This is a genomic window from Halalkalicoccus sp. NIPERK01 (genome assembly GCF_030287405.1).
GTDB lineage: Archaea > Halobacteriota > Halobacteria > Halobacteriales > Halalkalicoccaceae > Halalkalicoccus.
Genome location: NZ_JASVVV010000001.1, coordinates 432,980 through 458,518, shown reverse-complemented (window position 1 = coordinate 458,518; position 25,539 = coordinate 432,980). Strand labels below are relative to the sequence as shown.

At 67.0% G+C, this 25,539-nt stretch carries 29 protein-coding genes and 2 tRNA genes; 13 read left to right on the top strand and 18 right to left on the bottom strand.

All coding sequences use genetic code 11. The annotated features are described in order from the left end of the window. Positions 1–16 precede the first annotated feature (16 nt). A complete protein-coding gene (locus tag QRT08_RS02395) occupies positions 17–1,015 on the top strand; it encodes an LLM class flavin-dependent oxidoreductase (RefSeq protein ID WP_286044146.1) in 999 nt (332 codons plus the stop codon). A gap of 115 nt (positions 1,016–1,130) precedes the next feature. Here QRT08_RS02395 and QRT08_RS02390 read toward each other — a convergent pair whose 3' ends face one another. Then, the gene (locus tag QRT08_RS02390) at positions 1,131–1,778 is read right to left on the bottom strand and encodes an acyltransferase (protein WP_286044144.1); all 648 of its coding nucleotides are present in this window, start codon (positions 1,776–1,778) and stop codon (positions 1,131–1,133) included. 214 nt (positions 1,779–1,992) lie between these two features. Then, positions 1,993–3,252 carry a carboxylate--amine ligase gene (locus QRT08_RS02385; protein ID WP_286044142.1) on the bottom strand — a complete coding sequence of 420 codons (1,260 nt, stop codon included), beginning with the start codon at positions 3,250–3,252 and terminating at the stop codon, positions 1,993–1,995. Positions 3,253–3,657: 405 nt separating this feature from the next. Between QRT08_RS02385 and QRT08_RS02380 the strand changes: the two genes are divergently transcribed. Beyond that, positions 3,658–4,686: an LLM class flavin-dependent oxidoreductase gene (locus QRT08_RS02380; protein WP_286044140.1), complete on the top strand. Its 1,029-nt coding sequence runs from the start codon at positions 3,658–3,660 to the stop codon at positions 4,684–4,686. A 114-nt stretch (positions 4,687–4,800) separates the two neighbouring features. On the opposite strand, the gene QRT08_RS02375 is transcribed toward QRT08_RS02380, so the two are convergent. The 5 genes from QRT08_RS02375 to QRT08_RS02355 all read right to left on the bottom strand — a co-directional run bounded on the left by QRT08_RS02375 (position 4,801) and on the right by QRT08_RS02355 (position 8,128). Beyond that, positions 4,801–5,091, bottom strand: coding sequence for a PadR family transcriptional regulator (locus QRT08_RS02375; RefSeq protein ID WP_286044139.1), 291 nt, complete (start codon positions 5,089–5,091; stop codon positions 4,801–4,803). A gap of 394 nt (positions 5,092–5,485) precedes the next feature. Continuing rightward, positions 5,486–6,502 (bottom strand): DUF7544 domain-containing protein, encoded by a 1,017-nt coding sequence (locus QRT08_RS02370; RefSeq protein ID WP_286044137.1) that lies wholly within the window; start codon positions 6,500–6,502, stop codon positions 5,486–5,488. 266 nt (positions 6,503–6,768) lie between these two features. After that, positions 6,769–6,970, bottom strand: a tRNA-Trp gene (locus QRT08_RS02365). 41 nt (positions 6,971–7,011) lie between these two features. Then, a complete protein-coding gene (locus tag QRT08_RS02360; RefSeq protein ID WP_286044135.1) occupies positions 7,012–7,239 on the bottom strand; it encodes a DUF5795 family protein in 228 nt (75 codons plus the stop codon). A 37-nt stretch (positions 7,240–7,276) separates the two neighbouring features. Next, a complete protein-coding gene (locus QRT08_RS02355; RefSeq protein WP_286044133.1) occupies positions 7,277–8,128 on the bottom strand; it encodes a DUF5794 domain-containing protein in 852 nt (283 codons plus the stop codon). Positions 8,129–8,500: 372 nt separating this feature from the next. Between QRT08_RS02355 and guaB the strand changes: the two genes are divergently transcribed. From guaB to QRT08_RS19015, 3 genes are all read left to right on the top strand, one after another. Further along, entirely contained in the window at positions 8,501–9,982 is a 1,482-nt protein-coding gene (guaB, locus tag QRT08_RS02350) for an IMP dehydrogenase (RefSeq protein ID WP_286044132.1), read from the top strand. A gap of 84 nt (positions 9,983–10,066) precedes the next feature. Next, the gene (locus tag QRT08_RS02345) at positions 10,067–10,303 is read left to right on the top strand and encodes a PRC-barrel domain containing protein (RefSeq protein ID WP_286044130.1); all 237 of its coding nucleotides are present in this window, start codon (positions 10,067–10,069) and stop codon (positions 10,301–10,303) included. A 49-nt stretch (positions 10,304–10,352) separates the two neighbouring features. After that, on the top strand, positions 10,353–10,559 hold the full coding sequence (locus QRT08_RS19015) for a DUF7534 family protein (RefSeq protein ID WP_483299919.1): 207 nt from the start codon (positions 10,353–10,355) through the stop codon (positions 10,557–10,559). A gap of 139 nt (positions 10,560–10,698) precedes the next feature. Here the strand turns inward: QRT08_RS19015 and QRT08_RS02340 are convergent, their stop codons facing one another. Then, on the bottom strand, positions 10,699–11,832 hold the full coding sequence (locus QRT08_RS02340) for a hypothetical protein (protein WP_286044128.1): 1,134 nt from the start codon (positions 11,830–11,832) through the stop codon (positions 10,699–10,701). Between the two features lie 108 nt (positions 11,833–11,940). On the opposite strand from QRT08_RS02340, the gene QRT08_RS02335 reads away from it, so the two are divergent. Beyond that, complete coding sequence (locus tag QRT08_RS02335) at positions 11,941–12,324, top strand: pyridoxamine 5'-phosphate oxidase family protein (protein ID WP_286044126.1); 384 nt, start codon at positions 11,941–11,943, stop codon at positions 12,322–12,324. Between the two features lie 2 nt (positions 12,325–12,326). Here QRT08_RS02335 and QRT08_RS02330 read toward each other — a convergent pair. Next, a tRNA-Lys gene (locus QRT08_RS02330) sits at positions 12,327–12,400 on the bottom strand. Positions 12,401–12,488: 88 nt separating this feature from the next. On the opposite strand from QRT08_RS02330, the gene QRT08_RS02325 reads away from it, so the two are divergent. Together QRT08_RS02325 and QRT08_RS02320 are read left to right on the top strand one after the other, a co-directional pair. Then, positions 12,489–12,824, top strand: a complete 336-nt coding sequence (locus QRT08_RS02325) for a hypothetical protein (RefSeq protein WP_286044124.1) — start codon at positions 12,489–12,491, stop codon at positions 12,822–12,824. A 46-nt stretch (positions 12,825–12,870) separates the two neighbouring features. After that, positions 12,871–14,349: a DHH family phosphoesterase gene (locus QRT08_RS02320; protein ID WP_286044122.1), complete on the top strand. Its 1,479-nt coding sequence runs from the start codon at positions 12,871–12,873 to the stop codon at positions 14,347–14,349. A gap of 2 nt (positions 14,350–14,351) precedes the next feature. Here the strand turns inward: QRT08_RS02320 and QRT08_RS02315 are convergent, their stop codons facing one another. Continuing rightward, positions 14,352–14,651: a PRC-barrel domain-containing protein gene (locus tag QRT08_RS02315; protein WP_286044121.1), complete on the bottom strand. Its 300-nt coding sequence runs from the start codon at positions 14,649–14,651 to the stop codon at positions 14,352–14,354. Between the two features lie 566 nt (positions 14,652–15,217). Here QRT08_RS02315 and QRT08_RS02310 point away from each other — a divergent pair. Further along, complete coding sequence (locus QRT08_RS02310) at positions 15,218–15,727, top strand: HPP family protein (RefSeq protein ID WP_286044119.1); 510 nt, start codon at positions 15,218–15,220, stop codon at positions 15,725–15,727. A 45-nt stretch (positions 15,728–15,772) separates the two neighbouring features. Here the strand turns inward: QRT08_RS02310 and QRT08_RS02305 are convergent, their stop codons facing one another. The 6 genes from QRT08_RS02305 to QRT08_RS02280 all read right to left on the bottom strand — a co-directional run bounded on the left by QRT08_RS02305 (position 15,773) and on the right by QRT08_RS02280 (position 21,062). Beyond that, positions 15,773–16,690 (bottom strand): DUF7544 domain-containing protein, encoded by a 918-nt coding sequence (locus QRT08_RS02305; protein WP_286044117.1) that lies wholly within the window; start codon positions 16,688–16,690, stop codon positions 15,773–15,775. Positions 16,691–16,727: 37 nt separating this feature from the next. Continuing rightward, positions 16,728–17,702 (bottom strand): metal ABC transporter permease, encoded by a 975-nt coding sequence (locus QRT08_RS02300; RefSeq protein WP_286044115.1) that lies wholly within the window; start codon positions 17,700–17,702, stop codon positions 16,728–16,730. Then, a complete protein-coding gene (locus QRT08_RS02295) occupies positions 17,702–18,448 on the bottom strand; it encodes a metal ABC transporter ATP-binding protein (protein ID WP_286044113.1) in 747 nt (248 codons plus the stop codon). Before QRT08_RS02295 ends, QRT08_RS02300 begins: the two co-directional genes overlap by 1 nt. Next, positions 18,449–19,516, bottom strand: coding sequence for a metal ABC transporter solute-binding protein, Zn/Mn family (locus tag QRT08_RS02290; RefSeq protein WP_286044112.1), 1,068 nt, complete (start codon positions 19,514–19,516; stop codon positions 18,449–18,451). Positions 19,517–19,602: 86 nt separating this feature from the next. Then, the gene (locus tag QRT08_RS02285) at positions 19,603–20,073 is read right to left on the bottom strand and encodes a YbaK/EbsC family protein (RefSeq protein ID WP_286044110.1); all 471 of its coding nucleotides are present in this window, start codon (positions 20,071–20,073) and stop codon (positions 19,603–19,605) included. A 35-nt stretch (positions 20,074–20,108) separates the two neighbouring features. Continuing rightward, on the bottom strand, positions 20,109–21,062 hold the full coding sequence (locus QRT08_RS02280; protein ID WP_286044108.1) for a carbohydrate kinase family protein: 954 nt from the start codon (positions 21,060–21,062) through the stop codon (positions 20,109–20,111). Between the two features lie 79 nt (positions 21,063–21,141). On the opposite strand from QRT08_RS02280, the gene QRT08_RS02275 reads away from it, so the two are divergent. Further along, positions 21,142–21,924 (top strand): carbon-nitrogen hydrolase family protein, encoded by a 783-nt coding sequence (locus tag QRT08_RS02275; RefSeq protein WP_286044106.1) that lies wholly within the window; start codon positions 21,142–21,144, stop codon positions 21,922–21,924. A 65-nt stretch (positions 21,925–21,989) separates the two neighbouring features. Then, entirely contained in the window at positions 21,990–22,538 is a 549-nt protein-coding gene (gene dpsA, locus QRT08_RS02270) for a DNA starvation/stationary phase protection protein DpsA (protein ID WP_286044104.1), read from the top strand. A gap of 63 nt (positions 22,539–22,601) precedes the next feature. On the opposite strand, the gene QRT08_RS02265 is transcribed toward dpsA, so the two are convergent. Together QRT08_RS02265 and QRT08_RS02260 are read right to left on the bottom strand one after the other, a co-directional pair. Next, on the bottom strand, positions 22,602–22,763 hold the full coding sequence (locus QRT08_RS02265; protein WP_286044102.1) for a hypothetical protein: 162 nt from the start codon (positions 22,761–22,763) through the stop codon (positions 22,602–22,604). Between the two features lie 44 nt (positions 22,764–22,807). Further along, positions 22,808–23,638, bottom strand: coding sequence for a hypothetical protein (locus tag QRT08_RS02260; RefSeq protein ID WP_286044100.1), 831 nt, complete (start codon positions 23,636–23,638; stop codon positions 22,808–22,810). Between the two features lie 112 nt (positions 23,639–23,750). Between QRT08_RS02260 and QRT08_RS02255 the strand changes: the two genes are divergently transcribed. Next, positions 23,751–24,842 (top strand): NADH:flavin oxidoreductase/NADH oxidase, encoded by a 1,092-nt coding sequence (locus QRT08_RS02255; protein WP_286044098.1) that lies wholly within the window; start codon positions 23,751–23,753, stop codon positions 24,840–24,842. 37 nt (positions 24,843–24,879) lie between these two features. After that, positions 24,880–25,515, top strand: coding sequence for a DUF7547 family protein (locus QRT08_RS02250; RefSeq protein WP_286044096.1), 636 nt, complete (start codon positions 24,880–24,882; stop codon positions 25,513–25,515). The last annotated feature ends 24 nt before the right edge of the window (positions 25,516–25,539 follow it).

The window sequence follows — 25,539 nt, the reverse complement described above, 5'->3', positions numbered from 1 at the left end:
TCGAAGTGGAATCGCCGTGACCACGTTTGGATACCTGCTACCGACCCGAGGAATCGTCTTTTCGAGCACCTCCACGACGGAACTGACCGCTCGCGCCAGCGCCGACGTCGTCGGACTCGCCCGACGCGCCGAATCGCTCGGGTACGATGCCGTTTGGGTGGGCGACAGCGTGCTCGCGAAGCCACGCTTCGAGCCGCTCGTCACGCTCGGGGCCGTCGCCGCGGCGACGGATTCGATCGAATTGGGAACCGCGGTCTATCTGCCAGCACTCCGCCATCCGGTACACGTCGCACACGCGACCACGACCCTCGACCAGCTGAGCGGCGGCCGACTCGTACTCGGCGTCGGTGTGGGCGTCAGACCGCCCGAGCGAAGGGAGATGAGACAGCTCGGAGTGGACTACGAGCGTCGCGGAGCGCTGCTCAACGAAGCGCTCGCGATCGTCTCGAAGCTCTGGGAGGGGACGGCGATCGACCACGACGGGGAACACTACCGACTCGACGGCGCAGGGATCGGGTTCGAACCGGCGAGGAACCCACCGATATACGTCGCGTCGGCCGCGTTCAGTCCGAGCGACGGGTTCCCGATATCGATCCGACGTCGGCTCGTCGAACACGGCGACGGGTGGGTACCGATCGCGATGCCGCCCGAGGAGTACGCCGCCGGCGCCCACCACATCGAGGAACTGCTCGCGGAAACGGATCGGCCCACGAACGCGATCACGCGGGCGTACTACCTCGACGTCGTCGTGGACGACTCGGAAGCGGCGGCCATCGAGCACGCACGGGAGTTCTATCACGGCTACTACGGGGAGCAGGTCACGTACCGGTCGGAACGATCGCTCTCCGAGGAGGAGATCCGAAAACGGGGGGCGTTCGGACTCGTGGATACGGTCGAAGCGCGACTGGCCGAGTACGTCGAGGCCGGCGTCGAACGGTTCGTCGTGCGGTTCCCCACTACCGATCAACGCCGACAGCTTCGGGCGTTCTCGTCGATCGTGGATACGATCCCGTGATCGACTCCCCCTCCGCCGTTTCCGAAGCCATCGGACCTCGTCGGCCGTCCTGCGAGATGGCGAGGAAAGCGGCGGACGAAGGCGCTCCACGGGTCGTTCGGCACGGACTGGCGGTTCAGCGTCCTCGGTGCTCGCCGGCGAGGCCGTCCGAGAGGGCGTCCGCGTACTCGGTCGCGAGCGTTCGCGTCTCCTCCTCGGAGAGATAGGACTTGAACCGGCGGACGCGCGCCGGTACGCCAGCGGCGATGGCGTGCGGAGGGAGGTCGTCGGTGACGACCGCGTTCGCGCCGACGACGGTGTTTTCGCCGACCGAAACGCCCTCGGTCAGGAACGTGAACGCCCCGATCCAGCAGTCGTCCCCGACGGTGGTGTCGCCCTCGTTGACCGCGAGGTCGTCGTTGGTGTTCGGCGCGACGCTCATGTCCTGGTCGGCAATCCGGTTTCGCGTATAGCAGAACACGAAGTGGCTCACGGCCGTGTTCCTGCCGATCCGGACCGTCCGCCCGGATTCGGCCTGGATCCGCGAGTAACGGCCGATATACGAGCCCGCCCCCAGTTCGATGTCGCCGTCGCCGTACAACAGGATCCCGGGACCGTTGAACCGGAACGTCGGGTCGACGTCGTACTGCCGTCTGTACCGAGCGTACTCCCGTCGATGGCGGGCCGCCTCGAAGAACTGGCCGACGGACCCGGTCAACTCGTTGAACAGGAGCGCGTTCGTCACGGGATTTCCGACCACCGCTCGTTCGAGTTCACGGAGCATACCGGAACAACGACCGACCGTCCGATTGTTACGCCGTGGTTTCAGCGCCACGACCGATCACGTTCGACCCATTGCCACGTAGTCGGACGATACCGAACCGACGCCGTGGCTCATACTGTCGGTACAGTCACCGGCGTGTGCCCGCGGTGACGGGCCACCGCGCGAGTGATCCCGCCCTGCCAGCGGTCGAGTCACCGAGGTCTGACCGACGGTATCAGTTCGCGGCGACGACGTCGTCCTCGAACACGTCCCGTCGCCGTTCGCGAAGGAGCGTTCGGGCCACCCGCGCGGACTGCCTCGTCCCGAGTACGACCGCCTCGGCGAGTGCGACGGCCATCGGTCGGGGATCGTCGGTCGAGACGAAGGTGTGTTTCGGGCCGACGAACGACCGGACGAACGGCGCGATGGCGCTGAGATCCCCCTCCGCGAGGTGGTAATACAGCCAGTTGAGGTCGCCGTACAACAGCCGGCGCTGGACGATGTCCGTCCGGTACGCCGCCGTCGGTTCCGGCCGCTCGCCCCTGAGAAGGCGGTAGTGGTGCCACGGGAAGTCGACGCCGCTGTTGATCGCGAGCGGGAGCGAGCCCCAGTATCGGCCGTTCATCTCGATCAGATGGAACTCGCCGTCGGGGGTCTTCATGAACTCGACCTGCGCCGGCCCGGTCCACTCGAGGACCCCGATCAGCGTCTCGGCGTACTCGAGCATACGGCGGTTGCGAACCCCATCGAGGAGCGTCGAGTTCCCGCCGCTCGGCGGATCGGTGCGCAGCCGCCGTTCCTGGAAGTGGGCGAGCACGTCGCCCCGATCCGCCAGAACCACCGTGGTCTGCGTCTCGCCCGGGACGTACTCCTGGATCAGCGGTGGACGCGTCTCGAATGTGGGGCTCGATTCGTAGACCGTCCGGTAGACCGCATCGAGTTCGGCCGGCGACGAGGCGTAATGGGAGTCGTCCACGCGGCTCAACTCGTGGGTTCCCTCGTCCGTCCAGATGCTCTTGCTCCGTGATTTCACCACCACGGGATACGGGAGGTCGTCCCGAACCGAATCGAGGTCGGCCGGCGACTCCGGAGCGACCGTCGTGGGCGTCGGAACGTCGAGGCCCTCGGCGATGTCGAACGTGTTTGCCTTGTCGTACGCCAGCGAGAACGTCTCCCAGTCCTCGGTGGCGACGATCGTTCCGGTTCGTTCGAGATCGACCTTATGTCGTGAGAGGAGCGCCGTCGTCTTGTCGGTGGCCGGGACGACGGCGAAGTAGTCGTTGTCGTTCAGGTGCTCCGTCAGGTGATCGAGGAAGGCGTAGCAATCGGCGTCGGGATCCGGATAGATGTAGCTATCCGTGGCGTATTTCGACTGTGGGCCGAGGGCGAACGCGCTGTCCGCCCCCGCGGTGACGCGGACGTTGCGTCGACCGAGCGACCGAACGATACTGAGGGCTGCGTGTCCCTGGCTGTCGAGTACGAGAACGGTGTTCATCGTTGGTGTCTCCTGTAGGACCGCTCGCGGCGTTTGCTGGTTGCCTATGGCCACCCGCTACGGCCACCGCTCGTACGTCGCGCCGAACGGCGAGCGTCGGTACGACGAGGCGCTACATTGTAACTGCGAGCCTGATGCCGAAGCCGCGAGAGGGCCCCGGTAAGGGGACCCTACGGCCGGTTTAGGGAACGCGTACACTCCCTGACTGCGCGTCCAACGGGTGGTTTGCTCGTGGACCGTTCGCCCGGCGATAGACGACCCTCGCAGGGGAGCCGTACTATAGACGACCGCGGACACGAACACACGGGACGCGGCGGGCCATCGCCCTCGAAACCCGTTCGGCCCCTCCCAGGGGCGACGATCGACCACCCGAATCGTTATCTCTCGCAGTCTCCGATCCCGGACATGGATCTCTCTGTCGTCGACCTGTCCCCCGTTCCCGACGACGGCACCGCCAGTGACGCGTACGCGAACACGGTCGAGGCCGCCCAGCAGGCCGAACGGCTCGGTTACTCGCGGTTCTGGGTGGCCGAACACCACGGCATGGCGGACTCCATCGCCGGCACGACCCCCGAGGTGTTGCTCGGCCATCTCGCCGCGGGGACGGACTCGATCCGGCTGGGGTCGGGGGCGGTGCTGCTCAATCACTACAGTCCGTTCAAGGTCGCCGAACAGTTCGGCGCGCTGGACGCGCTCGCTCCCGGACGTATCGACGCGGGTCTCGGACGGGCGAACGGGTCGCCCGCCGCCGACCACGCGCTCGGGACGGGCCGGCACGTCCAGAACCCCGATGAGGACCACGCGGAGAAGATCGAGGCCGTCGTCAACCACCTCTACGGCGACTACCCCGACGACCATCCCTACAGCGACCTGACGATCCCACGCTCGGACCGGGAGACGCCCGTCCCGTGGGTACTCGGATCGAGTCCGTCGAGCGCGGCCATCGCCGGCGAACTCGGGCTCCCCTACTGTTTCGCCGCGTTCATCCGACCGCAGTTCGCCACCCGCTCGTTCGAGGAGTACCGCGAGCACTTCCAGTCCTCGCGGCTGGCCGGCGGCGTCGACGAGCCACGGGGGATGATCGCGGTGAACGCGGTCTGTGCCGAGACCGACGAGGAGGCTGCCCGGCTCCGCGCGGTGGCCGAAGCGTCGTACGAGCGGATGCGACGCGGCATCGTCGGAACGAGACCGTCCATCGAGGAAGCCATCGACGAACTCGGTGGGGTGCCCGAGCCGACGCCAGCGACGCTCGGCTCCGACGAGTGGCCGCGCGCGGTCTCCGGAAGCCCGGAGACGCTCGCCGGCCTCCTGGGACAACTCACCGAGCGCGTCGACGTCGACGAGGCGATGATTCAGCACATCGTCGCGGATCACGACGACGCGCTCCGATCCCACGAGCTACTTGCCAACGGCGTCGGACTCGGACCCCGGTAGGACCCTCGCAACTGACGCAGGGAGTATCGACATCGAATCCCGCGCTCTTCGATCCCGTCGCGGTAGGCGAGATCGCCCCACGATTGGAAACGCGCGGTCGGTGGCTATTCGCCGTCAGGCCACACTGGCAGTGTCGCGTAGGTACTGGTGTTCCCACTCCCGACGAGCGTCGAGTTCTCGCCGCCCGCGCGACGTGAGTTTGTAGACGTTCGTTCGCCGATCCATCGGCGATTTCTCGACCAATCCCTTGTCGACGAGCGTATCGAGGTTCGGATACAGCCGTCCGTGATGGATCTCGGTTCCGTAATACTCCTCGAGTTCGGCCTTGAGCGCGAGACCGTGGGGGTCGTTCAATCCACCGATCACGTAGAGCAGATCCCGCTGGAAGCCTGTGAGGTCGTACATACCCCCCTATTGGTCAGGATCATTGTCAACTTGTCGCATGCTCTTCGCCGCTACGACCGTTCACCCAACGCACGATTGCGCGGATCAATGTAAGAGTATCCGTAGTAGGATGCGTGCTGATACGATCACTTCTCGGAGGTCGGACGCGGAGGGAGAGGCCTCTCTAGGAGTACGGAAGGGGCGCTGCCCGTGTCGACCCCCATCCGGCCGCGTTCTGTCAATCACTGTCGCTCTTCTCGGCGCTCATCTCGAGAGTGATTGCGAGACCGCGTGTGAGCGACCTCCGCGCGGGATTCCGAGGACGTTTTCGTTATATCTCGTCCGGCGCTATGCCCGACTCCCGACGGTCAACGGACGCTATTCGTTCGTCCTGCTCGGGATCCGAACGGCGGGACTATATCGCTTCGGGGCCGTCCAGTGACTCGCCGGTGTCGCGGACGCTCGCTCTGACGTCGGGGATCGGATCGAGCGCCTCGTTCGTGTCCCCGAGGATCAACAGGGCGTAGTAGCGGAGATATGTCTGCATCGGGACCTGCACGAGGAGCGCCACGAGGATCAGCCCGCCGACGAACAGCACGCCAAAGACGATCACGACCGGCGCGAGAAGCGGTTCGGCGAGGAACGCGATGCCCGCAACGACGATCCCCACCGGGATGAGAACGCCGATCGCCGCGATCGCGAGCAGGAGCACGAACACGATCCCGAGAGCGATGTTGAGGATCAACGCCGCGATCCCGTAGGCGAGATACTGTTTCCACTGGCCGACGAGCGTCGGCCAGAACGCTCGCCAGCCGTCGAGTACGCCCGATTCGCGTACGAGCATGATCGGGACGACGAACGTCGTGGTCAAGGCGTTCGTAATCGTCAGCAGCACGAACACCACGGCGGCGAGGAGGCCGAGTACGACGAGTATCGCGCCACCGATCTCGGGGAGTGGCCCGACACCGATCGCCGCCAGGCCGAACCCGAGTACCACGGCGGCGATGAGTAGACCAACCGTTCCAAGGGCGATCCGAAACCCGAAGAGACGGAGTCCCTCGCCGAGATACGACCGTGAGTACCCCCAGAACCGGACCTCGTCGGTCCGCAGCGACTGGACGAAGACGAACTCCATGACCGCGCCGACGAGGGTGAACAGGAGGATGAGAAGCACGATCGTCCCGCCAATCAGCCCGATCGCCAGCGCGTTCTCGACGACGAACGCCCAGAGCGCGTCGAGACCCTGCTCGGCACCGGGATCGGTTTCTGCTGGTGCTCCACCGCCCCCGCCGCCGGGGAAGTTCGTGCTCGTCCCACCGACGAAAAAGACGATCACCGCGAGTACCAACAGGCGTTCGACCGACAGCGGTGTCAGAAACTCGCGGGTCGCGACCCACGCATCGTCCAGATCCTCGATTGCGTATAGTACCATAGTAGTTAGTTATTGGATTCAACTAAAACACTACCGGCCTGATATATAGCGGTCGTCTTCGGCATGATCTACGAACGAACACGCCGATCGTTCCGATCGTCCGCGCTGTCTACACCCTCCTCGATCATCTCTGATTGATGATGAAAAGAATCGAATTCCGAGTGGGGTCGAAGGGATTGTGAACCACGGTCGCGGAGCGGCGCTCCCCGGTTCAAATCCTCCTCGGTCAGATTTCGCTCCTCGCGTGAGTGCTCGGAGCGAAAATATGGGGTCGGAGGGATTTGAACCCCCGATCGACTGATATCTCCGGTCGCGTCTCGGTACTCCAGAGGGTCGTCAACGCGGCGCGATGATCAGTCGGCCGCTCTGTATATCAGTCTGGAGTGTCGTCACCGAACGCGTACACCGCGGCGTACCGCGGTGTATACCTCTGGAGTCAGTCGCCATTCCGGGCTTGGCCACGACCCCGCACTCATCGATAGGCCGAGAATCACCTAAAGGGGTTTCGATTACTCCCGATCCGTCTCGCTCCACTCGCAGTCTTGGCACTTGAAACCCGTGACGAACTCGCTGACGCTCGGCATGTACCCCACCTGCAGGACGTCCCCACCGCACTCCGGACAGTCCCGTTCGGCGTCCTCGATCTCCGTGGCCTCCATCGGTCGCTCGCCCTCGACGAGTTCGGCGAGTCGCACGGCGTTGACCATGCGACCCTCGACGACGCGGTTCTGGCTCATGGCTCGAAACAGTCCGGGAGAGCACAAAAGCGCCGCGCTACAGCCAGGGTTCGCGTTCGCGCTCGGCCGCGTAGCCCCGCTCCGGTCCGGCCCCCTCGCCGTCCTCGCCCCCGTCCGCTGCGGCGCTCCCGGCTGGACCGCCGATCCCGTCGCCGGGATCGAACGCGAGCACGCCGGCGACGATCAACACCGCGAGCGGGGCCTGCTCGAAGACGACCCCCAGTAGCGCGAGCGGGAGGACACCGAGCGCGACCGCGCTCCCGAAGCGAAACGAGTCGATGTCGAGGTTACGGCGCAGCCACGGGCTTCCCAGCGCCACGCAGAGCGCGAAGACGACGCCCACGCCCGCGGCGGCGACCGCCCGGAGGACAAGCCCCGGATCCGGCAGGAGGACGACCTCGAACCCGGCCGGATCGACGCTCGCGACGACCCCGAGACCGACGATGACGCCGGGCGAGGGGAGGTACTCCCCGATCCGCGCGCTCGCGGTCTTGGCGGCGATGGCGGCGATCACCAGCGCGGCGAAGCGCTCGAAGATCGCCAGATCGATCACGCTCGCGATCGTCGGCGCGAGGGCGGCTTCGAGCGCGGCGAGCGGCACGAGTCCGGCCGCCACGAGCAACACGACCTTCGCCTGCTCTCGTGGGGTGCCGTCCATCTCCGCGAGGATCACCGCCAGAACGGCGCTGCCGCCGAACACCAGCAGGCCGATCTGCAGGATACCCGCGACGGTGTCGATGCCGCCCGCCAGGATCAGCGCCGGGAAGATCCCGTCGATCAGCGGGAGGAACATCACGATCGCGAGCAGCTTCGCCGGCCCCGAGACCGCTTCATGGAGGCCGAGCGCCCGTTCCAGCCTGAGTGCAACCGGGTGCTGGGAGCTACTCATGACGATAGCGTAACGACCCGTCTGATCCCCGGCTCACGCCGCCCGATCGCGCGAAGGACCGTTTGAACCCTATCAGCGTCGCGAACCCGGTGAATGTGCTGTCGAGGTCGGTTCGCCGTCGACTCACATTCCATTCGGTCGCGTTGATAGCGTCCATACCTCCTATATCAATGATGAATATTCATAAGCGTTGTGTGGGAGATGTCGCCACTCTGCAGTACGCACGTCCGACCATCAGCGTACGTTTTCGATCAAACGTCCACTACTCCGCCGTGTGTCGTTTCGCCACGGGCGCATCCGGTAGCCACGACAGCGTCCCACACACGCCTGCCCTCTCGCAACCCTTTTGGGTCGGCGTTGCAGACGGTTTATATGGCGAGTACCGCTTTCCTCGACAAACTCGACGTACCGGAAGCGCTGACGTTCGACGACGTACTGCTCAGACCCAAGGAGAGCCGCGTCGAACCCGACGACGCCGACCTCTCCACCAGAGTGTCGACCAACGTCTCGCTCAACGTGCCCGTCCTCTCGGCGGCGATGGACACCGTCACCGAAAGCGATCTGGCGATCGAGATGGCCCGACAGGGCGGGCTGGGCGTGCTCCACCGAAACATGGACGTAGAGGCGATGGTCGCGGCGATCGAGCGCGTCAAGCGCGCCGACGAACTCATCATCCGCGACGTCGTCACCGCGAGCCCCGAGCAAACGGTGAGGGAAGTCGACGCCATGATGGAACGAGAGGGCGTCTCGGGTGCGCCCGTCATCGACGAGGACGAGCGGGTGCTTGGAATCATCTCCGGGACCGACATCCGGCCGTATCTCGAGGTCGGCGAGCGCGACGCGGTCCGGGAGGCGATGACCGACGAGGTCATCACCGCCTCCGAGGACGTCTCCGCGCGCGAGGCGCTCGAACTCATGTACGAGCACAAGATCGAGCGCGTCCCCATCGTCGACACCGAGAACCGCCTGCAGGGGCTGGTCACCATGCAGGGGATCCTCCAGCGCCGGGAGTACGGCGACGCGATCCACGACGAGACCGACCGCCTCCGCGTCGGCGTCGCCGTCGGCCCGTTCGACGACGAACGCGCGGTCGCCGCCGACGAGGCCGGCGCGGACGTGCTGTTCATCGACTGTGCCCACGCCCACAACCTGAACGTCATCGACAGTGCACGGGCGATCACCGAGAACGTCAAGGCGGACGTCGTCGTCGGTAACGTCGGGACACGTGAGGCCGCAGAAGCCATCGTCGACTTCGCCGACGGCCTCAAGGTCGGGATCGGCCCCGGCTCGATCTGCACGACCCGCGTGGTCTCCGGCGCGGGGATGCCCCAGATCACCGCCGTCGCGCAGGTCGCGGACGTCGCGAGCGCCCACGACGTGCCCGTGATCGCCGACGGCGGCATCCGCTACTCGGGCGACGCGATCAAGGCGATCGCCGCCGGCGCGGACGCCGTGATGCTCGGGTCGTACTTCGCCGGGACGGACGAGGCTCCCGGCCGGGTCATCACGATGAACGGCAAGCGCTACAAACAGTATAGGGGAATGGGCTCGGTGGGAGCCATGCGCTCGGGCGGCGGCGATCGGTACCTGAAGGACGACCCCGAGGACGAAGAGGAGTACGTCCCCGAGGGCGTCGAGGCCGCGACCCCTTACAAGGGGAGCCTCGAGAGCGAACTCCACCAGCTGACCGGCGGGATGAAAAGCGGGATGGGCTACGTCGGCGCGGGGACCGTCCCCGAGTTCAAGGAGCGCGCGGAGTTCGTGCGCGTCTCCTCTGCGGGCCAGGCGGAGGGCCACGCCCACGACGTCGTCATCACCGACGAAGCGCCGAACTACAGCCCGACACAGGAGTGACGCCGTCCGCGTCGCGAACGTAGGCGTCGTCCTCGTCGACCCACCCTCCTTTATATTACCGCGAACCGTGATAGTGGGAATGCAATGTGTGCACAACTCACATCGGAGGACGAGGGTAAGGACGTCGTCGACGCGAACGGCGAGAAGATCGGTGTGGTACAGAGCGTCCGGGCGGGGACGGCCTACGTCAACCCCGATCCGGGCGTGACCGACGAGATCAAATCGACCCTTGGCTGGGGCGACGCGGACGAGGACACCTACGCGCTCGACGACCACCGGATCGAGGCGGTCACCGACAGGGAGATCCAGATCCGGCGGTAGCGACGGGTTCGGCCGGACAGTTTATTTATGCATATTTCAATCGTAATCTATGGATCAGGATTATTGGACTCGCTTTCTCGTGACGAACGTTCTACTAGTCGGTGTCGGATTCGCGGTCGGTACGATGCTGCTTCCCCCAGACCCGTTGACTCAACTTCCGGTCACCATCGCGGTGGTGATCCTCGCGATCCCGATCTCGTACTGGCTCGTCTATAGGGGTGGGCTGGCACGTCTCCGGGGTCGAGTCGGGAATTGAATTGTTGTGTTCAGTCTGCTACGTACTGCTGACCGCGAACGAGCGTAGCGAGTGAGCGGCCTTTTTGGAGGAGATTTTTCAAGGAGTGGTGGGCGAGCGACTGAAAGGAGTGAGCGCACCCGACGCAGAAAAAGGTCCATCAGAAGGTATAGCCGTACTCCTCCTCGAAGACGTACGCGCCGGTCCCCCAGATGTAGCTCTCGCCGGGCCACCACGTCCGGGCGTTGTTCAGCCCGCAGACCAGCACCTGTTCGTCGGGGTTCTCGGGGTCGGGGGCGAAGGAGACCGAGCCGCTGTCGCCGTCGGTGAAGTCCGACTGGGCGCCCCACTTCAGCTGACCGCGCTTGCAGGGGTCGCCGTAGACGCAGGTGATCCCGTCGATCGCCTGGATCTCGCCCGTGGTGTGGCCGGTCATCGCGCTGATCTTGTGGATCTCCGCGCCGCGGGCCTTGAGGTCGGCGAGCCCCATGCGCGTGAACTGGCCGGCGACCCGCTCGGGGTCGGCTCCGTCGAGCGCGTGGGCAGGGGTGTACTCGTCGGTCGGTTCGATCAGCGCGAGGTCCTCGCGACGGTAGTGGCGAGCGACCTCGCCGATCGGGACGCGCTGCCCGTCGGAGACGAGCGCGAGTTCGGTGCTCTCGCTGCCGGCGTACAGGTGGTCCGCGGTCGCGAAGTATCGCGTCGCCGTCTCGGGGTCGTAGACGGCGGGTGCGAGCGTCGCGAGCCCCTCCGCATCCCCGCAGGCGACCCCACCGGGCACCTCGAAGCCGCCGTCGAGGTCGAACTGCCTGGCGGGTTCGACGTCCTCGTGTTCGCCCTCCGCGGTCGTCTCGACGACCGATCCCTCGACGGGGGTTCCCTCGAGCAGGTCCGATACCCGTGAGACGACCTCCTCGCGCGTCACGTCGACCGAGACCGCCGTCCGGTCGTCGCCGTCGCCGGGGACGACCGCGGCGGTGAGAACGCCCTCGATCCCGGTCAGGTCGAGCGTCTCGTAGCTCGACAGCGCCGCCTGCAGGTCGTTGTACCACTCGGCGGCGACGGTCCTGATCCGGGGCGCGACCGAGGCCGGGTCGTCGGGGTCGTCGCGCGCGTACGCGTAGACGATCGGCACCTCGTCCTCACCCACCGCCTCGAAGTGGCTCGCCGACAACTGACTCGCGCTCGCGACGCTGAACCCCGCCGCGACGAGCGTCTTGACGAACCGCCGTCGGCCCATCCGCGAGAGCGGCCGCTCGTGGACCCGTTCTACCTCCGGCCTCGTTCCCTTCATCCAACGCTCCCCTCCTGACGTCCGCCTACGACCTCCTCGTACTTCAGTCAATCTAGGTGCGTGACAGTAACACACACGGGTTATATTCGTGGCGAACTACCGTGTGGCATGGATTCCGAGATCGAATCGCTGATCGCGGACGTGTCGATCTCCGCACATCTGGCGACCGCGGTGGGGGACCGCCCGCACGTCGCGCCGGTCTGGTACGACTACCACGACGGGCACCTGCGCGTGCTCACCGGCGGGAGGAAACTCGAGAACGTCCGGCGAAATCCAAGGGTCGCGGTCTCGATCGAGCGGGCCGACGGCCCCGCCGTCGAGTGGTCGGTGACCCTGCTGGGAACCGCCGATGTCGTCGAGGACCCCGAACGGGTACGCGAGGTCTCCCGGCGGATCAACGCGAAGTACAGGGGAACAGACGAGGCCGGCGACACGTCGGGCGGCGCGATGGTCGACGTCACGATCGGATCGGCGTCTGCACAACGATACTAGAACGGGCCGGGCGCGATTCGAACACGCGACCGTCTGGTTAAAAGCCAGACGCTCTGCCGGACTGAGCTACCGGCCCTGACCTCCAGTTCCGGCGAGTCGGTAAAGAGACTTTCCCTTTTCGCGACGTCCGCAACCGAGTTGTTCGAGGCCCACCAACGCGATCCATGACCGACGAACGCATCAGGGACCGACTCGAACGCGAGCGCCGGGAGCGCGGCCCGCGGGGATCGTCCGGGACCGATACGACGGCCGACCCGGAACCGACGCCCGGCGACCGGATCACGCTCTATCACCGTCACCCCGAGGGGTTCGGCGACGGCCGGGTCGCCGAGGGACGGCTGATCCGCTTCGGCGGGACGATGATCGCGATCGAGCGCGACGGCCGGGTCCTCGGGGTCCGCCCCGAGGAACTCACCGCGTGGGAGTGGCGCGGCCGGTCCGAAAGCGATCGACCGGGAGCGAACCCCGACGGTAGTTCGCCCCACGGTGGCCCGGGATGAACCGAAAGGCAGGGGATTAAGTACGGTCCGCGGCAAGGGTCGGGAGATGAGTACCGGCGTTACGATCTCCTCGATGTCTCGCTATGCGATTCTCGGCTGCGGGAGCGTCGGCCACGCGGTCGCCGACGAACTGATCGAACAGGGAAAGGACGTGCTGATCGTCGACCGGGACGACGACCGCGTCGAGACGCTTCGCGACCGTGACATGAACGCACAGGTCGGGGACATCCGCGACGAGGAGGTCGCGGCGGGCGTCGTCGAACGCGACGTCGTCCTGATCCTCTCCTCGGACGTCGAGGCGAACAAGGCCGCCGTCTCGAACGTCCGCGCGCTCGACGACGACCTGTTCGTCATCGCCCGCGCGAGCGATCCCGTCTCGGGCGACGAACTCGCCGACCTCGGGGCCAACAGCGTCATCAACCCCGCGGCGGTGATCGCCGAGTCCGCGCTCCGACTGCTCGAATCGGGCGAACTCGAACACCGCGCACAGCACCTCTCGGATATCATCACCGCCACCGAGACCAAACTCGCGATCGTCACCCACGACAACCCCGACCCCGACGCGATCGCGAGCGCCGTCGCGCTGCGGGCGATCGCGGAGTACCTCGGCGTCGAGGCGGATATCCTCTACTTCGGGGACATGGGCCACCAGGAGAACCGGGCGTTCGTCAACCTGCTCGACGTCGAGATGACGCCGGTCTCGCGGGACGACCCCGACGCCTTCGCGGCGTTCGATACGATCGCGCTGGTCGATCACGCGATGCTGACCGACACCAACGAGGAGTTCGACCAGCCCGTCGACGTCCTCATCGACCACCACGACATCGACGTCGACCGGGACCTCCCCGATGGCCTGCCCTTCATCGACATCCGCCCCCAGATGAACTCCACGTCGACGATCCTCACCAAGTACGTCCAGGAGTTCGATCTCAGTCTGGAGGAGTCGGTCGCGACCGCGTTGTTGTACGGGATCCGGGCGGAGACGCTGGACTTCAAACGCGACACCACCCCGGCGGACCTCACTGCCGCGGCCTACCTCTACCCGTTCGCCAACCACGACACCTTAGAACAGGTCGAGTCGCCCTCGATGAGCCCCGAGACGCTCGACGTGCTCGCCGAGGCGATCACGAACCGCGAGGTCCAGGGGAGCCACCTCGTCTCGAACGCGGGGTTCATCCGGGACCGCGAGGCCTTAGAGCAGGCCGCCCAGCACCTGCTCAACCTCGAGGGGATCACCACCACCGCCGTCTTCGGCATCGCGAACAACACCATCTATCTGGCGGCCCGCTCGAAGGACATCCGCCTGAACATCGGCCGCGTGCTGCTCGACGCCTTCGAGGAGATCGGCGAGACGATGGGACACTCGACGCAGGCCCGCGTCGAGATCCCGCTCGGGATCTTCACGGGGATCGAGACGAACGAGGACAACCGCGAGACGCTTTTGCACCTCACCGAGGAGGCGGTCCGGAGGAAGCTCTTCGCCGCGATGGGCGTCGAGAGCGAGGGGACCAACGGCGGTTCGTAACGCTATGCGACGACCTCTTCGCCCTCTTCCTCGGGGGTTTCGAGGCGTTCGACTACGTCGTTGACCAGCACCACGTCGCCGACGGCGCGGACCCACCGGTACGGGATGAGGATGCCGCGGGTGCCCCGGACCTGCTGGCCGAACAGCTCCTCGTTCGGTTCGCGCAGCGCGAGGCCGGTGACGACCTCGGTTCCGAGGTCGAGTTTGATGTCCTCGACTTCGCCGACGAACACGCCGTTGTTCGAGTAGACCTCGCGGCCCACGAGCGACGTGATCTCCTGGGACGTTCGCTCCTGATCCATACACGCACGTCGAACGGCGGGGTATTATACCCTCGGATGTCCGCCGTCGATCCCCAGTAACCCGTCCGGTCCGCGGTACTGCTCGTAGGAACGAGTCGACCGTCGCGATCACTATATAAATACCCGATCCTCGCCCGATCATCGGCTCACAAATTATTTCTGATATCTCCATCGCTCGCCGAGCGAGAGGGACCGACCGCTACCGTCGCTCCGCGTCACGCTCGCGGTGTGTTCGTCGCCATCAGCAACGGTTCGTGACGGCTTCGTAGGAAAAGCCGTCTTCGCCTCGTCGCCTGATCCCCGTCTTTATTCTCATAGGAGTTCTGTTGTATCTCGTTCGGCGTGAGCGACCACGACCTATCGATGTCATAAATACACAGAATTATTATATAGTATGTCCCACGTCGTGAGTCGATTCCCACCCAATGGAGTAAAGCCGCTGCCGTGTCTAGCGTGGACTGCCGGGTGCCTCTGACAGTCCGGCATTGTGGCGGCCGTCCTTGCCCGGGATCGGCCGCCGACGCTTTTCGAAGCCACTACCACTCCCGGCCGAGTAGTCCGAACGGATGGTCCGCGAGATCACGCTCACGAGCCTGTATTCGGGGTTCCTGCTCGCCGTTCTCGGGCTGATCGCGTTCGCCAGCGGTCAGCCGTTCGTCTTCCCGAGCCTCGGACCCACCGCCTACGTCCTCTCGCAGGTGCATCACGCCGAGTTCGTCGTCCCCCGCCGGGTGATCGCCAGCCACACCTTCGGCGTGATCGCCGGCCAGCTCTCCTATCACCTGCTCGGGGCGGGCGTCGTCGTCACCGACTCGGCACCGGCGTTCTCCCCGGGCGTTCTCTTCCTCTCGTTCAGCGCGGTCCTCTCGATCGTGCTCACGGTGGCGGCCATGGTCGCGACCGACACCTCGCACCCGCCGGCGTGCGCGACGACGCTCATCGTCTCGCTGGGGTTGCTCTCGGCGCCGGTACAGGGGCTCGTGATCGTCGCCTCGGTGATCGCGCTCGTCGTCGTCCACGAACTCATCCTCGTCTTCGTCGAGCGAACCGGGCTGACGCCGGTCCCGGAGGACTAGGGGATGGCGCATCGCCGGGAAATCGTTACAAGAGCCCGTACGGGCCTACCCGCGCCGGATCGCCGCCCGGATCCCCGGGATCGGGTCGTAGCGTTCCTCGGTGTCGCCCAGCACGAACAGCGCGACGTACCGGAGGTGGGTTATCAGGGGGACGTGGACCAGCAGGACCAGCGAGACGACCACGAGCAGGTACGGTCCCAGGAGGGTTCCGATCACCGCGTGGCCGACGACGGTCCGGGCCAGTCCCTGCGTGACGAGCGCGCCGCCGACGGCCGTTCCCAGGGCGCCGAACGGAACCAGGACGGCGAACGCCACCAGCGCACCGAGCAGGCCGCCGCCGAGCGCGATCGCACCCCAGAGGGCCGCCGCGATCAGCAAGTAGAGCGCGTACTCGCGCCACTCCTCCCTGAGCGTCGGCGAGAACGCCCGCCACCCCTCCGGCAGCGAACACCCCTCGACGAGCATGATCGGGACGACGAACGCGAGCGTCAGGTGATCGATGGCCGCCAGGGCGACTGCTAGCACACCCGCGGCGACGACCAGTGCCGTCGGGGCATCGAACAGCACGACCGACGCCAGCACACCTCCCGCCGGGACGGCGAGCGCGGCCCTGAAGCCGAACACCTGCAGACCGGCGCGAAAGCGCCGCGTGCTCCCCTCGAGGAGGCGAACCCGCTCGCCGCGGAGCGCGTCGAGAAAGACGAACTCGAAGACCGACCCGACACAGAGCGCCGCCGCCGCGAGTACCAGTGTCGCCGCGAGCACCGCGGGCATCGCCGTCTCCGGGATGGACGGGAGCAGCGACGCGCCGCGATTGAAGTCGACGAGAAACGGCGTGACGAGCGTTCCGACGAACGCCACTAGGACCGAGAGGCGGAGCCACGCCGCGAGCGACGCCCCCGAAAGCAGCGTTCGCGTCGCCGTCACCGACTCGCCGGCCGCCCGCACCGCGTGCCACGCCATACGGTCCGTACCGACGGTGAGCACTTATGGGTGCGGATCAGCGCGCGCTGGCGTGGCCCCTCCGATCGGGAACCGCGATCGCGAGCAGGTAGATCCCGATGGCGACGACGACGATCGTCGCGCCGGGCGCGAGCGAGTAGCGCCACGAGAGGAGGAGTCCGGAAACCGCCGCGACCTCGCCGACGATCACCGAGGCGAACAGCGAGTTCCTGAAACTGTCCGTGACCTGTGACGCCGCCGCGACGGGGACGACCAGCATCGCCGCTACGAGAATGACGCCGAGGATCTGCATCGATCCGACGACGACCATCGCCGTCAGGAAGATCAGCAGCGTGTTGTACGCCGAGACGTTGAATCGGGCGACGCGGGCGGCCTCCTCGTCGAAGGTGATGTACAAAAGCGGCTTGTACGTCAGCGCGACGGTCCCGACGACCGCGATGCTCAAGAGCGCCATCAGCAGCACGTTCCCGCCGCCGACGGTGGCGATCGAGCCGAAAAGGATGCTGTTGATGTCGACCGTCGCGAGACCGCCCCCGAGGCTAATGACGAGGGTACCGACCGCGAAACTGCCCGTGAGCATGATCGCGATCGGGACGTCGCCGTACGATCCGGTTCGGTCGGCGAGGAACTGGACCGCGAGCGCGCCGACGACCCCGGCGACGAGCGCCGAGAGCAGCAGTGGGGTGCCCCAGCCCGACCCGGCGAAGAGCAGGGTGCCGATCGCGACGCCCGCGAAGGCGGCGTGGGCGAGCGTCTCGCCGATCAGCGCCATCTCGCGGTGGACGAGGTAGGTGCCGATGACGGGGCCGACGATCCCGATGAACACCGCCGTCGTGAGCGCGTTCCAGATGAAGCCGTAGCAGGCGATCCGCGTCCCGAACGACCGGCCGAGACCACAGGAGGCCTCGAAGAACGTCCGGGGCATGAGCCCGAAGGCGATCGGGACGAACAACGAGATGACTCCGAGACCGAAGACCGCGAGGACGAGTCGCTGGAGGGTCTTCGAGTCCATCAGTGGCCGTGTTCGAGCAGCCGGCTGTTGGTTCCGTAGGCCCGTGCGAGCGCGTCGCTTTCCAAGAACCCCTCCGCGTCGCCGTGGTGGTAGAGTTCGCGGTTGATGCAGGCGATCCTGTCGGCGTGGTCGGTGACGACGCCGATGTCGTGTTCGATCAGGACGACCGTGATTCCCCGGTCGTTCAGTTCGTCGAGCAGGTCGTAGAAGGCGTCCCGGGAGTCGGCGTCGACGCCCACGGTGGGTTCGTCGAGCGCGAGCAGGTCGGCCTCGCCCGCGAGCGTCCGCGCGATAAAGGCGCGCTGTTTCTGTCCGCCCGAGAGTTCGTTGATCCACCGGTCGGCGAGGTCGGCGATCCCGACCCGTTCGAGGGCCTCCTCGACCATCTCGCGGTCGTGGCTCCGCAGCCACCCGAAGCGGGTGTGGGGGTAGCGCCCCATCGTGACGACCTCTCTCACCGTTATCGGCATCGTTCGCTCCTTGCCCGTCGAGTGCTGGGAGACGTAGCCGATGCGCTCGCCCGCGTCGAACGCCTCCACCGGGACGCCGAACAGCCGTATCTCCCCGGAGTCGGGCGAGAGCAGGCCCAACATCAGCTTGAGGAGTGTCGTCTTGCCCGAGCCGTTCGGCCCGACGAGGCCGAGGAACTCGCCCTCCTCGATCGAGAGCGAGACGTCCTCGACTGCCGGTCGGCCGTCGTACGAGTAGGTGACGTCCTCGACGGTGATGACTTCCGGTTCGCTCACTTAGTCTGCCCCCAGTGCCGCTTGGAGCGCCGGCAGGTTTATCTCTTCCATCTGGCCGACGTAGTCGAGTCCCTCCGCCTCCCATTCCTCGGTGACGCTCTCTGCGGGCGAGAGCGCCGCGACGTCGCTCGCGGTATCCGCCTCCTCGACGACGGTTCGGGCGAGGGTGTCGCCGTCGAAGTGGTCGTAGAGGATCACCTCGATCCCCTCGCGCTCGACCAGCTCGACCGTTTCCGCGATCTGGCTGGGGCTCGCCTCGGTCTCGGGCGAGACGCCCTGGGGCGTGTGGATCTCGAAGCCGTAGCGCTCGGCGAGATACCCATAGGAATCGTGGCCGGCGACGACGACGGTGTCGTGTTCGCGCTCGGCGAGGTCCCCCTCGAACCGGTCGTGGAGTTCCTCGAGGTCCGCGATATACGACTCGGCGTTCTCCTCGTAAGTCCCGGCGTTGTCGCCGTCGGCCTCGATCAGTCGATCCCGGATGGTCTCGACGGCCTGCTGGGATCGCACGGGATCGACCCAGAAGTGCGGATCGTAGTCGCCGCCCGCGTGATCCTCCCCGTGGCCGTCTTCGTTATCGTCGGCGTGCTCGTGATCCTGACCTTCGTCGTGGCCGTGTCCGTCCTCCGCTTCGTGGTCCTCGTCGTGGCCGTGCTCGCCGTACTCCGAGAGATCGACGTTCTCGGCGGCGTCGATCACCGTCACGTCGCCGTGGTTCGCCTCGATCTCGCGGACGACGTCGTCGGCCCAGCGCTGAAACCCCTCGATCCCGAGGTAGACGAACGCGTCGCGTTCGATCGCGTCGACGGTGATGTCCGATTGGGGCTCCCAGCCGTGACCGTGCTGGCCCGTCGGGACCGCGTTCTCGACCGCGAGGGCGTCGCCGCCGACCTGGCGGGTGAAATCCGCGAGCGTGAAGAACGACGCCATCGCGGCGGTGTTGCCCCCTCCGCCCGTCTCGCTTCCGACGTTCGGTGCCCCGCCGCCCAGCGAGTCCAGACAGCCCGCACTCGCCGCCGCGATCACCCCCGCGCCCCCCTTCAGCAGTCGGCGTCGTGTCTCGTCCATACTCACGAGTACCGCGGCATCCCTAAAAGAGTTATTACTTATATCCACTTAGTTAATAATTCGGGCCATTCATCGACGACGAGTTACTAGACTGCGATCTCGTGTTCGGCGGCGCCCGCGAGGCGTTTCAGACGGTCGGGGTCGATCGGAAACACTGCCTTCGGGGTGCCGGCCGCGGCCCAAACGGTGTCGAATCCGCTCAGAGTGGGGTCGAACAGCACCGGAACCTCGCTCTCGTGACAGATCGGCGGGACGCCCCCGATCGACCAGCCAAGCGTCTCCCTGATGGTCTCGGCGTCGGCCATCTCGACGGCCCCGGCGTCGAGCGCCTCGGCGACCCGATCCTCGTCGACGCGGTTCGCGCCGCTGGTGACGACGACGACGGGGTCGCCGTCGGCCAGAAAGACGAGGCTGCTCGCGATCTGGGCGACCTCACAGCCGACGGCGTCGGCGGCGTCGGCTGCCGTCTTGGTCCCCTCGGGGAACTCCTCGACGTCGATCGCCAACCCGTACTCTTCGGCCGCCCGCTCGCGGAACTCGACCGCACGTGGATGCATGCGTGGGGCTGTGTACCGGAGGGGAAAAGCATTGGCTACTCGCGCTCGGCCCGAAACCGCTCGACGCGCTCGCGATCGGGGAGCGCGGTCATCGCGCCCTCGGCGGTGGTCGTCGTCGCCGCGACGGCGTTCCCGAACGAAAGGGCCTCCTCCAGGTCCTCGCCGCCCGAGAGCGCCGCGATCGCCCCCGCGGTGAAGGCGTCGCCCGCGCCGGTCGTGTCGACGGGCTCTACGGGGTAGCCCGGATGGGTCGCCTCGCCGGTCCATGGCGCGTCTGCGGTGGCGACCGCGAGCGCGCCCTCGCCGCCGAGGGTCAGCAGCGTCGTGTGCGGACCGCGCTCGCAGGCCGCGCGCGCGAGGGCCACGCCCTCGCCGTCGATGCCCGCCTCCGCGAGGTCCTCGGGGGTCGCCTTCAGCACGTCGACGTGGGGCAGGATCTCGCCGACCTGTCGCTCGAACTCCGTTCGACCGTTCCAGAGTTCGGGGCGGGCGTTCGGGTCGAACGAGACGGTACAGCCGTGCTCGCTGGCGCGTTCGGCGAGGTCGAGCGTCGCCGCCCGCGAGGGCTCGCTCGCGAGGGTCACGCCGCCGAGGTGGACCCACGAGACGCCTCTCAAGAGATCGTCGACCGTGCCGGACTCCATGCGCGTGTCGGCCGTGCCGTCGCGGTAGAAGCTGAACTGCCGGTCCGCGGTCTCGTCGTGCGAGACGAACGCCAGCGTGGTCTTCGCCTCGGGGTCGCGCTCGACGAATCGCTCGGGGAGGCCGTACTCGACGAGCGTCTCGACGAGGTCATCGCCGAAGGGGTCGCTCCCGACGCGCGTCCAGAACCACGGCACCTCCTCGAGCACGGCGAGGCCGACGGCGACGTTCGCGGGCGCGCCGCCCGGCCGGCGGGTGAACGTCTCGACCTCCCGGAGCGATCCGGGGTGCTCGGGGAGGAAGTCGACCAGCGTCTCGCCCGCGACGAGGATGTCGGGATCGGTCATACTCCACCTCGCGGGGACACCGCCAAAGGAATAGCGGATCGGCCACGGGGGTTTTGTCGCCCGCGGGCGCACACCCGCCATGACCGGCCCGATCGTCGCCGCCTGCCAGACCGTCGTCGACGACGGCGATGTCGACGCGAACCTCGACCGACTCGCCGATCGGGTCGCCGCCCTGCCTACCGCCGTGAAGGTGGCGGTGTTCCCCGAGTACTCGCTTTCGGAGTTCGTCCCCGACCGGATCGGGACGTGTGCGCTCGCCCGCGACGACGCCATCGGGCGCGTGCACGAGATCGCCCGGCGGGCCGATTGCGCGCTGGTCGTCGGGTTCGTCGAGCGTGCGGACGACGCCTTCTACAACGCCACCGCATACGTTCGGCCGGAGGATGCCGGGCGGATCGTCGTCTACAGGAAACGCCACCTCTGGAGCGGCGAGCGGGCCGTCCTCTCGCCGGGCGACGACCGAGTCGTCGTCGAGACGCCGGCCGGTCCGACCGGTCTGCTCACGTGTTACGACCTCAACTTCGTCGAGGAGAGCGCGGCGCTGGCTCGACGGGACGTTCGGGCGCTGTTCGTTCCCGGCGCGTGGCCGACCGCTCACGTCGAGAACTGGCGACTCCTCCTGCGAGCACGCGCGCTCGACGGCGTCCGCTGGGTCGTCGGTGCGGGCCGAACCGGACGGGGATCGACGACGTACGCCGGCAACTCCGCCGTCGTCTCCCCGGACGGGAGGGTTCTCACGTCGCTCGGGCGGGAGGAAGCCGACTGTCTCGCAACGCTCGATCCGTCGGTGTTCGCTCACCACCGGGGGATCGTCTTTCCGAATGGTGCGTCGATTGATGGCAAAAGGGAAACAAAATTTTAGGTACGGCGAAAACGAGTTTCACGAAACCAATCTTTAAGAGGGAGGGCGTTGTAGTCGGGAGTGAGATGAGCACCCAGAAATCCGTCCGTCAGCAGGCCGACGAGGTGGAGGAGAACCCGATCCGGCTCGACCAGGAGAAGGCAGAACAGGTCATCGACGCGCTGAACACCGACCTGTCCAACCTGTACGTGATCTACCACCAGCTCAAGAAGCACCACTGGAACGTCGAGGGCGCGGAGTTCCGCGACCTGCACCTGTTCTTCGAGGAGGCCTACGAGCACGCCGAGGAGCGCGCGGACGTCATCGCCGAGCGCGCCCAGGCCATCGGCGGCGTGCCCGTCGCCGGCCCGTCGAACCTCGAGGAGCGCGCGACCGTCGAGTTCGAGGGCGAGGACGTCTACGACGTTCGCACCTCCCTGTCGAACGACCTCGAGATCTACGCCGAGACGATCGAGCGGATGAGAGAACACGTCCAGCTCGCGAACGACCTGGGCGACTACGGCAGCGAGGAGATCCTCCGCGAGACGCTCGTGGTCATCGAGGACGACGCCCACCACTTCCATCACTACCTCGAGGACGACACCCTCGTCGTCGAGGAAGCGGTCCACAAGTAGCTCACGGACGTTTTTCCGGTTTTTCGAGGCGAGAAAGAGCCGCGGCTGGGGAAACCGAGCGGCCTACCGCGAGAGTTCGACGGTGTGGTCGGTCGCGATCCACCCGTCGGAGTTCCCGTCCTCCGTGAAGACGATTCGGTCGGGAGAGGTCCGGAGGGCGGAGACGAAGGTGGTGGGCTCGTGCTCGTCGGTCGTCTCGACGTCGTGTCCGTCCGTGACAGCCATGTATCGACTTAGGTGAGCCTAAAGTCATATAGGTTTTGGTCGACCTAACTCCGGCCGATCGAGCAGCCCGAGATCGGAGTACACTCGACGCCGCGGTCCTCGAGGGCGTCGATGAGGGTGTTGAGGCCGATCACGTCGCTCGCGATGTGGCCCGTCACGACGAGGTTCTTTTTCTCGTATTCCTCACTCAGTTCGCGCGCGTCGCCCGCGCCGACGTGGATGTACAGGACCGTATCGACCCCGTTCTCGAAGTACGCGCGCGCGACATCCGCCCCGCCGTTGGTTCCGGCGGCGTGGTGCACGGCGACCTCGCCGAGGTCGTTGTCCTCGCTTCCGACCCGGACCTCCACGTCGGTTCTTGCCGCCGCGAGTTCAGGGATTTCCTCTAACGCCGTGACAAACTCGCCGACCGAACTCCCCGCGTCCATCCCCTCGGCGACCTCGACGAACCGTCGCCTGCCAATCTCGTCGGGCGCGAGGTGGACGTTCATGTAGGGCTGGTCCAGTAGCTCGGCGACGCTGGGGTCGTGGCGGTAGTTCGCGCTGTGGGCCCCGAGTTCGACGCGCTCGCGCAGCTCCGAGACGGCCGCTTCGGCTTCCCCCGTGGGAACGCCGTGGGCCGTCATGAACTCGACCTGTCGGGAGAGCACGTTGGAAAAGTCGAGGCGTGCGCGCTCGCCGACGGGGTGGTGGGCCAGCGCCAGGTCGTAGCCCTCGCGCTCGGCGAGTTGGACCTCGGGGCTCTCGAGGTCGATCCCCACGAGCGCGCTCTCGATCCCCTCGCCGGGGACGTAGATCTGGCTGTCGGCGGGCACCTCGTCCCATCCCACGAGGTCGAGGCTGAGTCGCATGATCTCGTCCGTGCTGAGCGCCATACCCGCCGTTTCGGGTCCCCACCCTCGAACCTCCGGGTTGCGGCAAAACCCTGTGTCGGCAACCCCCTCCGATGCCGTGGGGGCTTTTTCCGCTCCCGCTCTAGAGGGATCGATGACAGCAGACCTCTTCAGCCCGCTCTCGCTTCGGGAAACCAAGATCCCCAATCGCCTGATGGTCTCGCCGATGTGTCAGTACTCCTGTGAGGAGGGCGACGGGATCGCCACCGAGTGGCACCGCGTCCACCTGGGCTCGCGGGCCGTCGGCGGCGCGGGCGTCGTCATGACCGAGGCGACGGCCGTCTCGCCCGAGGGCCGGATCACGCCCGAGGATCTGGGGATCTGGAGCGACGAGCACCGCGAGGCGCTCGCGCCGATCGCCGAGTTCATCGCCGAGCAGGGCGGCGTTCCGGCGATCCAACTCGCCCACGCGGGCCGGAAGGCGAGCAAGACCCGGCCGTGGGAGGGGAGCGAGCCTCTCTCGCCCGCGGAGGGCGGCTGGGAGGTGCTCGCCCCGAACGAGACGGCCTGGCCCTACGACGACGAGGCACCCGCCCAGCGCGCGATGACGCAGGCCGACATCGAGGAGTTCGTCGCCGACTACCGCGAGGCCGCCGAACGCGCGCTGGATGCGGGCTTCGAGGTCGCGGAGGTCCACGCCGCCCACGGCTACCTGCTCCACGAGTTCCTCTCGCCGGTCACGAACGACCGCGACGACGAATATGGGGGTGACTTCGAGAACCGGACCCGACTGGTCCGGCAGGTCACCGAGGCCGTCCGGGAGGTCTGGCCCGACGAGAAGCCGGTCTTCGTGCGAATTTCGGGGACCGACTGGCTGCCCGATCGGAACTCCTGGACGATCGAGGAGTCGGTCGAACTGGCCGACGCGCTCGCCGGGGTCGGCGCGGACCTGATCGACGTCTCGAGCGGCGGGATCCACCCCGACCAACAGTTGCCCGAGGAGGGGTCGGTCGGTCAGCTCCCGCTCGCGGAGCGGATCCGCGAGGAGACCGCCTCGGGGATCGCGGTGGGCGCGGTCGGCGGGATCACGGGGGCCGAGCAGGCCGACTCGCTGATCCGGGAGGGGCGCGCGGACCTCGCGATCGTCGGGCGGAAACACCTCCGTAATCCCTACTTCGCGTTGCACGCCGCGCGCGAACTCGGCGTCGACGTGGAACCGCCCGTCCAGTACGACCGGGCGTTCTGACTCGACCCTTTTTCCGGTCGCCACCCCAAGGAGGGGTATGACACGCGACGACGACCTAGAGGAGCGCGTCGACGAGCTCCAGCGCTCGCTCGAGGAGCTCCGCCGGGAGATCGAGCCGCGACCCCCTCGTGGACCGGGCGGGCTACCCCGGCCGCCGACGCCGGGCGAACTGGTTCGCTTCGCCGACCGGCAGGCGATCCCGACGGCCATCGCGGTGCTGGAGGCGAACGTCCGCGCGCTCGAACTGCTCCAGGAGGCGCTGCGCCTCGCGGACACCGGACGGGCCGCGGGCGAGGGGGCGGAGCGCACCCGCGAGCGAGCCGAGGATCTGAGCCGCCGGAGCCTCGACCGACTCGACGCCGTCCTCGACGACCTCCAGGAGGCCACGCGGGGCGATACCCTGCCCCCTGACGGCGACGAGCGCGACATCCTCGAGGACGCCCGCCGGCTCCGGGAGGAGATCGCGGATCGGATCGAGGAGGCCGAGCGCGAGGGGCAACGGTATCGTACCCGCGGGCGTACCTCGGGCGCCGAGGGCTCGACGACGAGCGAGGGCGTGACGATCGACGTCGAGGACGAACTCGACTCGATCCGCGCGGAACTGGACGGGGACGACGCGACCGAGAACGGCGACGAAAACGGGACCGGCGCGGACGAGTCGACCGACGAGTAACCGCGCTCACCCGGTCGGCTCTCC

What these genes read in the sequence shown, in the direction of transcription:
- QRT08_RS02390 (WP_286044144.1), bottom strand. Translation starts at nt 1,778, where the DNA reads ATGCTCCGTGAACTCGAACGAGCGGTGGTCGGAAATCCCGTGACGAAC.
- QRT08_RS02385 (WP_286044142.1), bottom strand. Translation starts at nt 3,252, where the DNA reads ATGAACACCGTTCTCGTACTCGACAGCCAGGGACACGCAGCCCTCAGT.
- QRT08_RS02380 (WP_286044140.1), top strand. Translation starts at nt 3,658, where the DNA reads ATGGATCTCTCTGTCGTCGACCTGTCCCCCGTTCCCGACGACGGCACC.
- QRT08_RS02375 (WP_286044139.1), bottom strand. Translation starts at nt 5,091, where the DNA reads ATGTACGACCTCACAGGCTTCCAGCGGGATCTGCTCTACGTGATCGGT.
- QRT08_RS02370 (WP_286044137.1), bottom strand. Translation starts at nt 6,502, where the DNA reads ATGGTACTATACGCAATCGAGGATCTGGACGATGCGTGGGTCGCGACC.
- QRT08_RS02360 (WP_286044135.1), bottom strand. Translation starts at nt 7,239, where the DNA reads ATGAGCCAGAACCGCGTCGTCGAGGGTCGCATGGTCAACGCCGTGCGA.
- QRT08_RS02355 (WP_286044133.1), bottom strand. Translation starts at nt 8,128, where the DNA reads ATGAGTAGCTCCCAGCACCCGGTTGCACTCAGGCTGGAACGGGCGCTC.
- guaB (WP_286044132.1), top strand. Translation starts at nt 8,501, where the DNA reads ATGGCGAGTACCGCTTTCCTCGACAAACTCGACGTACCGGAAGCGCTG.
- QRT08_RS02345 (WP_286044130.1), top strand. Translation starts at nt 10,067, where the DNA reads ATGTGTGCACAACTCACATCGGAGGACGAGGGTAAGGACGTCGTCGAC.
- QRT08_RS19015 (WP_483299919.1), top strand. Translation starts at nt 10,353, where the DNA reads ATGGATCAGGATTATTGGACTCGCTTTCTCGTGACGAACGTTCTACTA.
- QRT08_RS02340 (WP_286044128.1), bottom strand. Translation starts at nt 11,832, where the DNA reads ATGAAGGGAACGAGGCCGGAGGTAGAACGGGTCCACGAGCGGCCGCTC.
- QRT08_RS02335 (WP_286044126.1), top strand. Translation starts at nt 11,941, where the DNA reads ATGGATTCCGAGATCGAATCGCTGATCGCGGACGTGTCGATCTCCGCA.
- QRT08_RS02325 (WP_286044124.1), top strand. Translation starts at nt 12,489, where the DNA reads ATGACCGACGAACGCATCAGGGACCGACTCGAACGCGAGCGCCGGGAG.
- QRT08_RS02320 (WP_286044122.1), top strand. Translation starts at nt 12,871, where the DNA reads ATGAGTACCGGCGTTACGATCTCCTCGATGTCTCGCTATGCGATTCTC.
- QRT08_RS02315 (WP_286044121.1), bottom strand. Translation starts at nt 14,651, where the DNA reads ATGGATCAGGAGCGAACGTCCCAGGAGATCACGTCGCTCGTGGGCCGC.
- QRT08_RS02310 (WP_286044119.1), top strand. Translation starts at nt 15,218, where the DNA reads ATGGTCCGCGAGATCACGCTCACGAGCCTGTATTCGGGGTTCCTGCTC.
- QRT08_RS02305 (WP_286044117.1), bottom strand. Translation starts at nt 16,690, where the DNA reads ATGGCGTGGCACGCGGTGCGGGCGGCCGGCGAGTCGGTGACGGCGACG.
- QRT08_RS02300 (WP_286044115.1), bottom strand. Translation starts at nt 17,702, where the DNA reads ATGGACTCGAAGACCCTCCAGCGACTCGTCCTCGCGGTCTTCGGTCTC.
- QRT08_RS02290 (WP_286044112.1), bottom strand. Translation starts at nt 19,516, where the DNA reads ATGGACGAGACACGACGCCGACTGCTGAAGGGGGGCGCGGGGGTGATC.
- QRT08_RS02285 (WP_286044110.1), bottom strand. Translation starts at nt 20,073, where the DNA reads ATGCATCCACGTGCGGTCGAGTTCCGCGAGCGGGCGGCCGAAGAGTAC.
- QRT08_RS02280 (WP_286044108.1), bottom strand. Translation starts at nt 21,062, where the DNA reads ATGACCGATCCCGACATCCTCGTCGCGGGCGAGACGCTGGTCGACTTC.
- QRT08_RS02275 (WP_286044106.1), top strand. Translation starts at nt 21,142, where the DNA reads ATGACCGGCCCGATCGTCGCCGCCTGCCAGACCGTCGTCGACGACGGC.
- dpsA (WP_286044104.1), top strand. Translation starts at nt 21,990, where the DNA reads ATGAGCACCCAGAAATCCGTCCGTCAGCAGGCCGACGAGGTGGAGGAG.
- QRT08_RS02265 (WP_286044102.1), bottom strand. Translation starts at nt 22,763, where the DNA reads ATGGCTGTCACGGACGGACACGACGTCGAGACGACCGACGAGCACGAG.
- QRT08_RS02260 (WP_286044100.1), bottom strand. Translation starts at nt 23,638, where the DNA reads ATGGCGCTCAGCACGGACGAGATCATGCGACTCAGCCTCGACCTCGTG.
- QRT08_RS02255 (WP_286044098.1), top strand. Translation starts at nt 23,751, where the DNA reads ATGACAGCAGACCTCTTCAGCCCGCTCTCGCTTCGGGAAACCAAGATC.
- QRT08_RS02250 (WP_286044096.1), top strand. Translation starts at nt 24,880, where the DNA reads ATGACACGCGACGACGACCTAGAGGAGCGCGTCGACGAGCTCCAGCGC.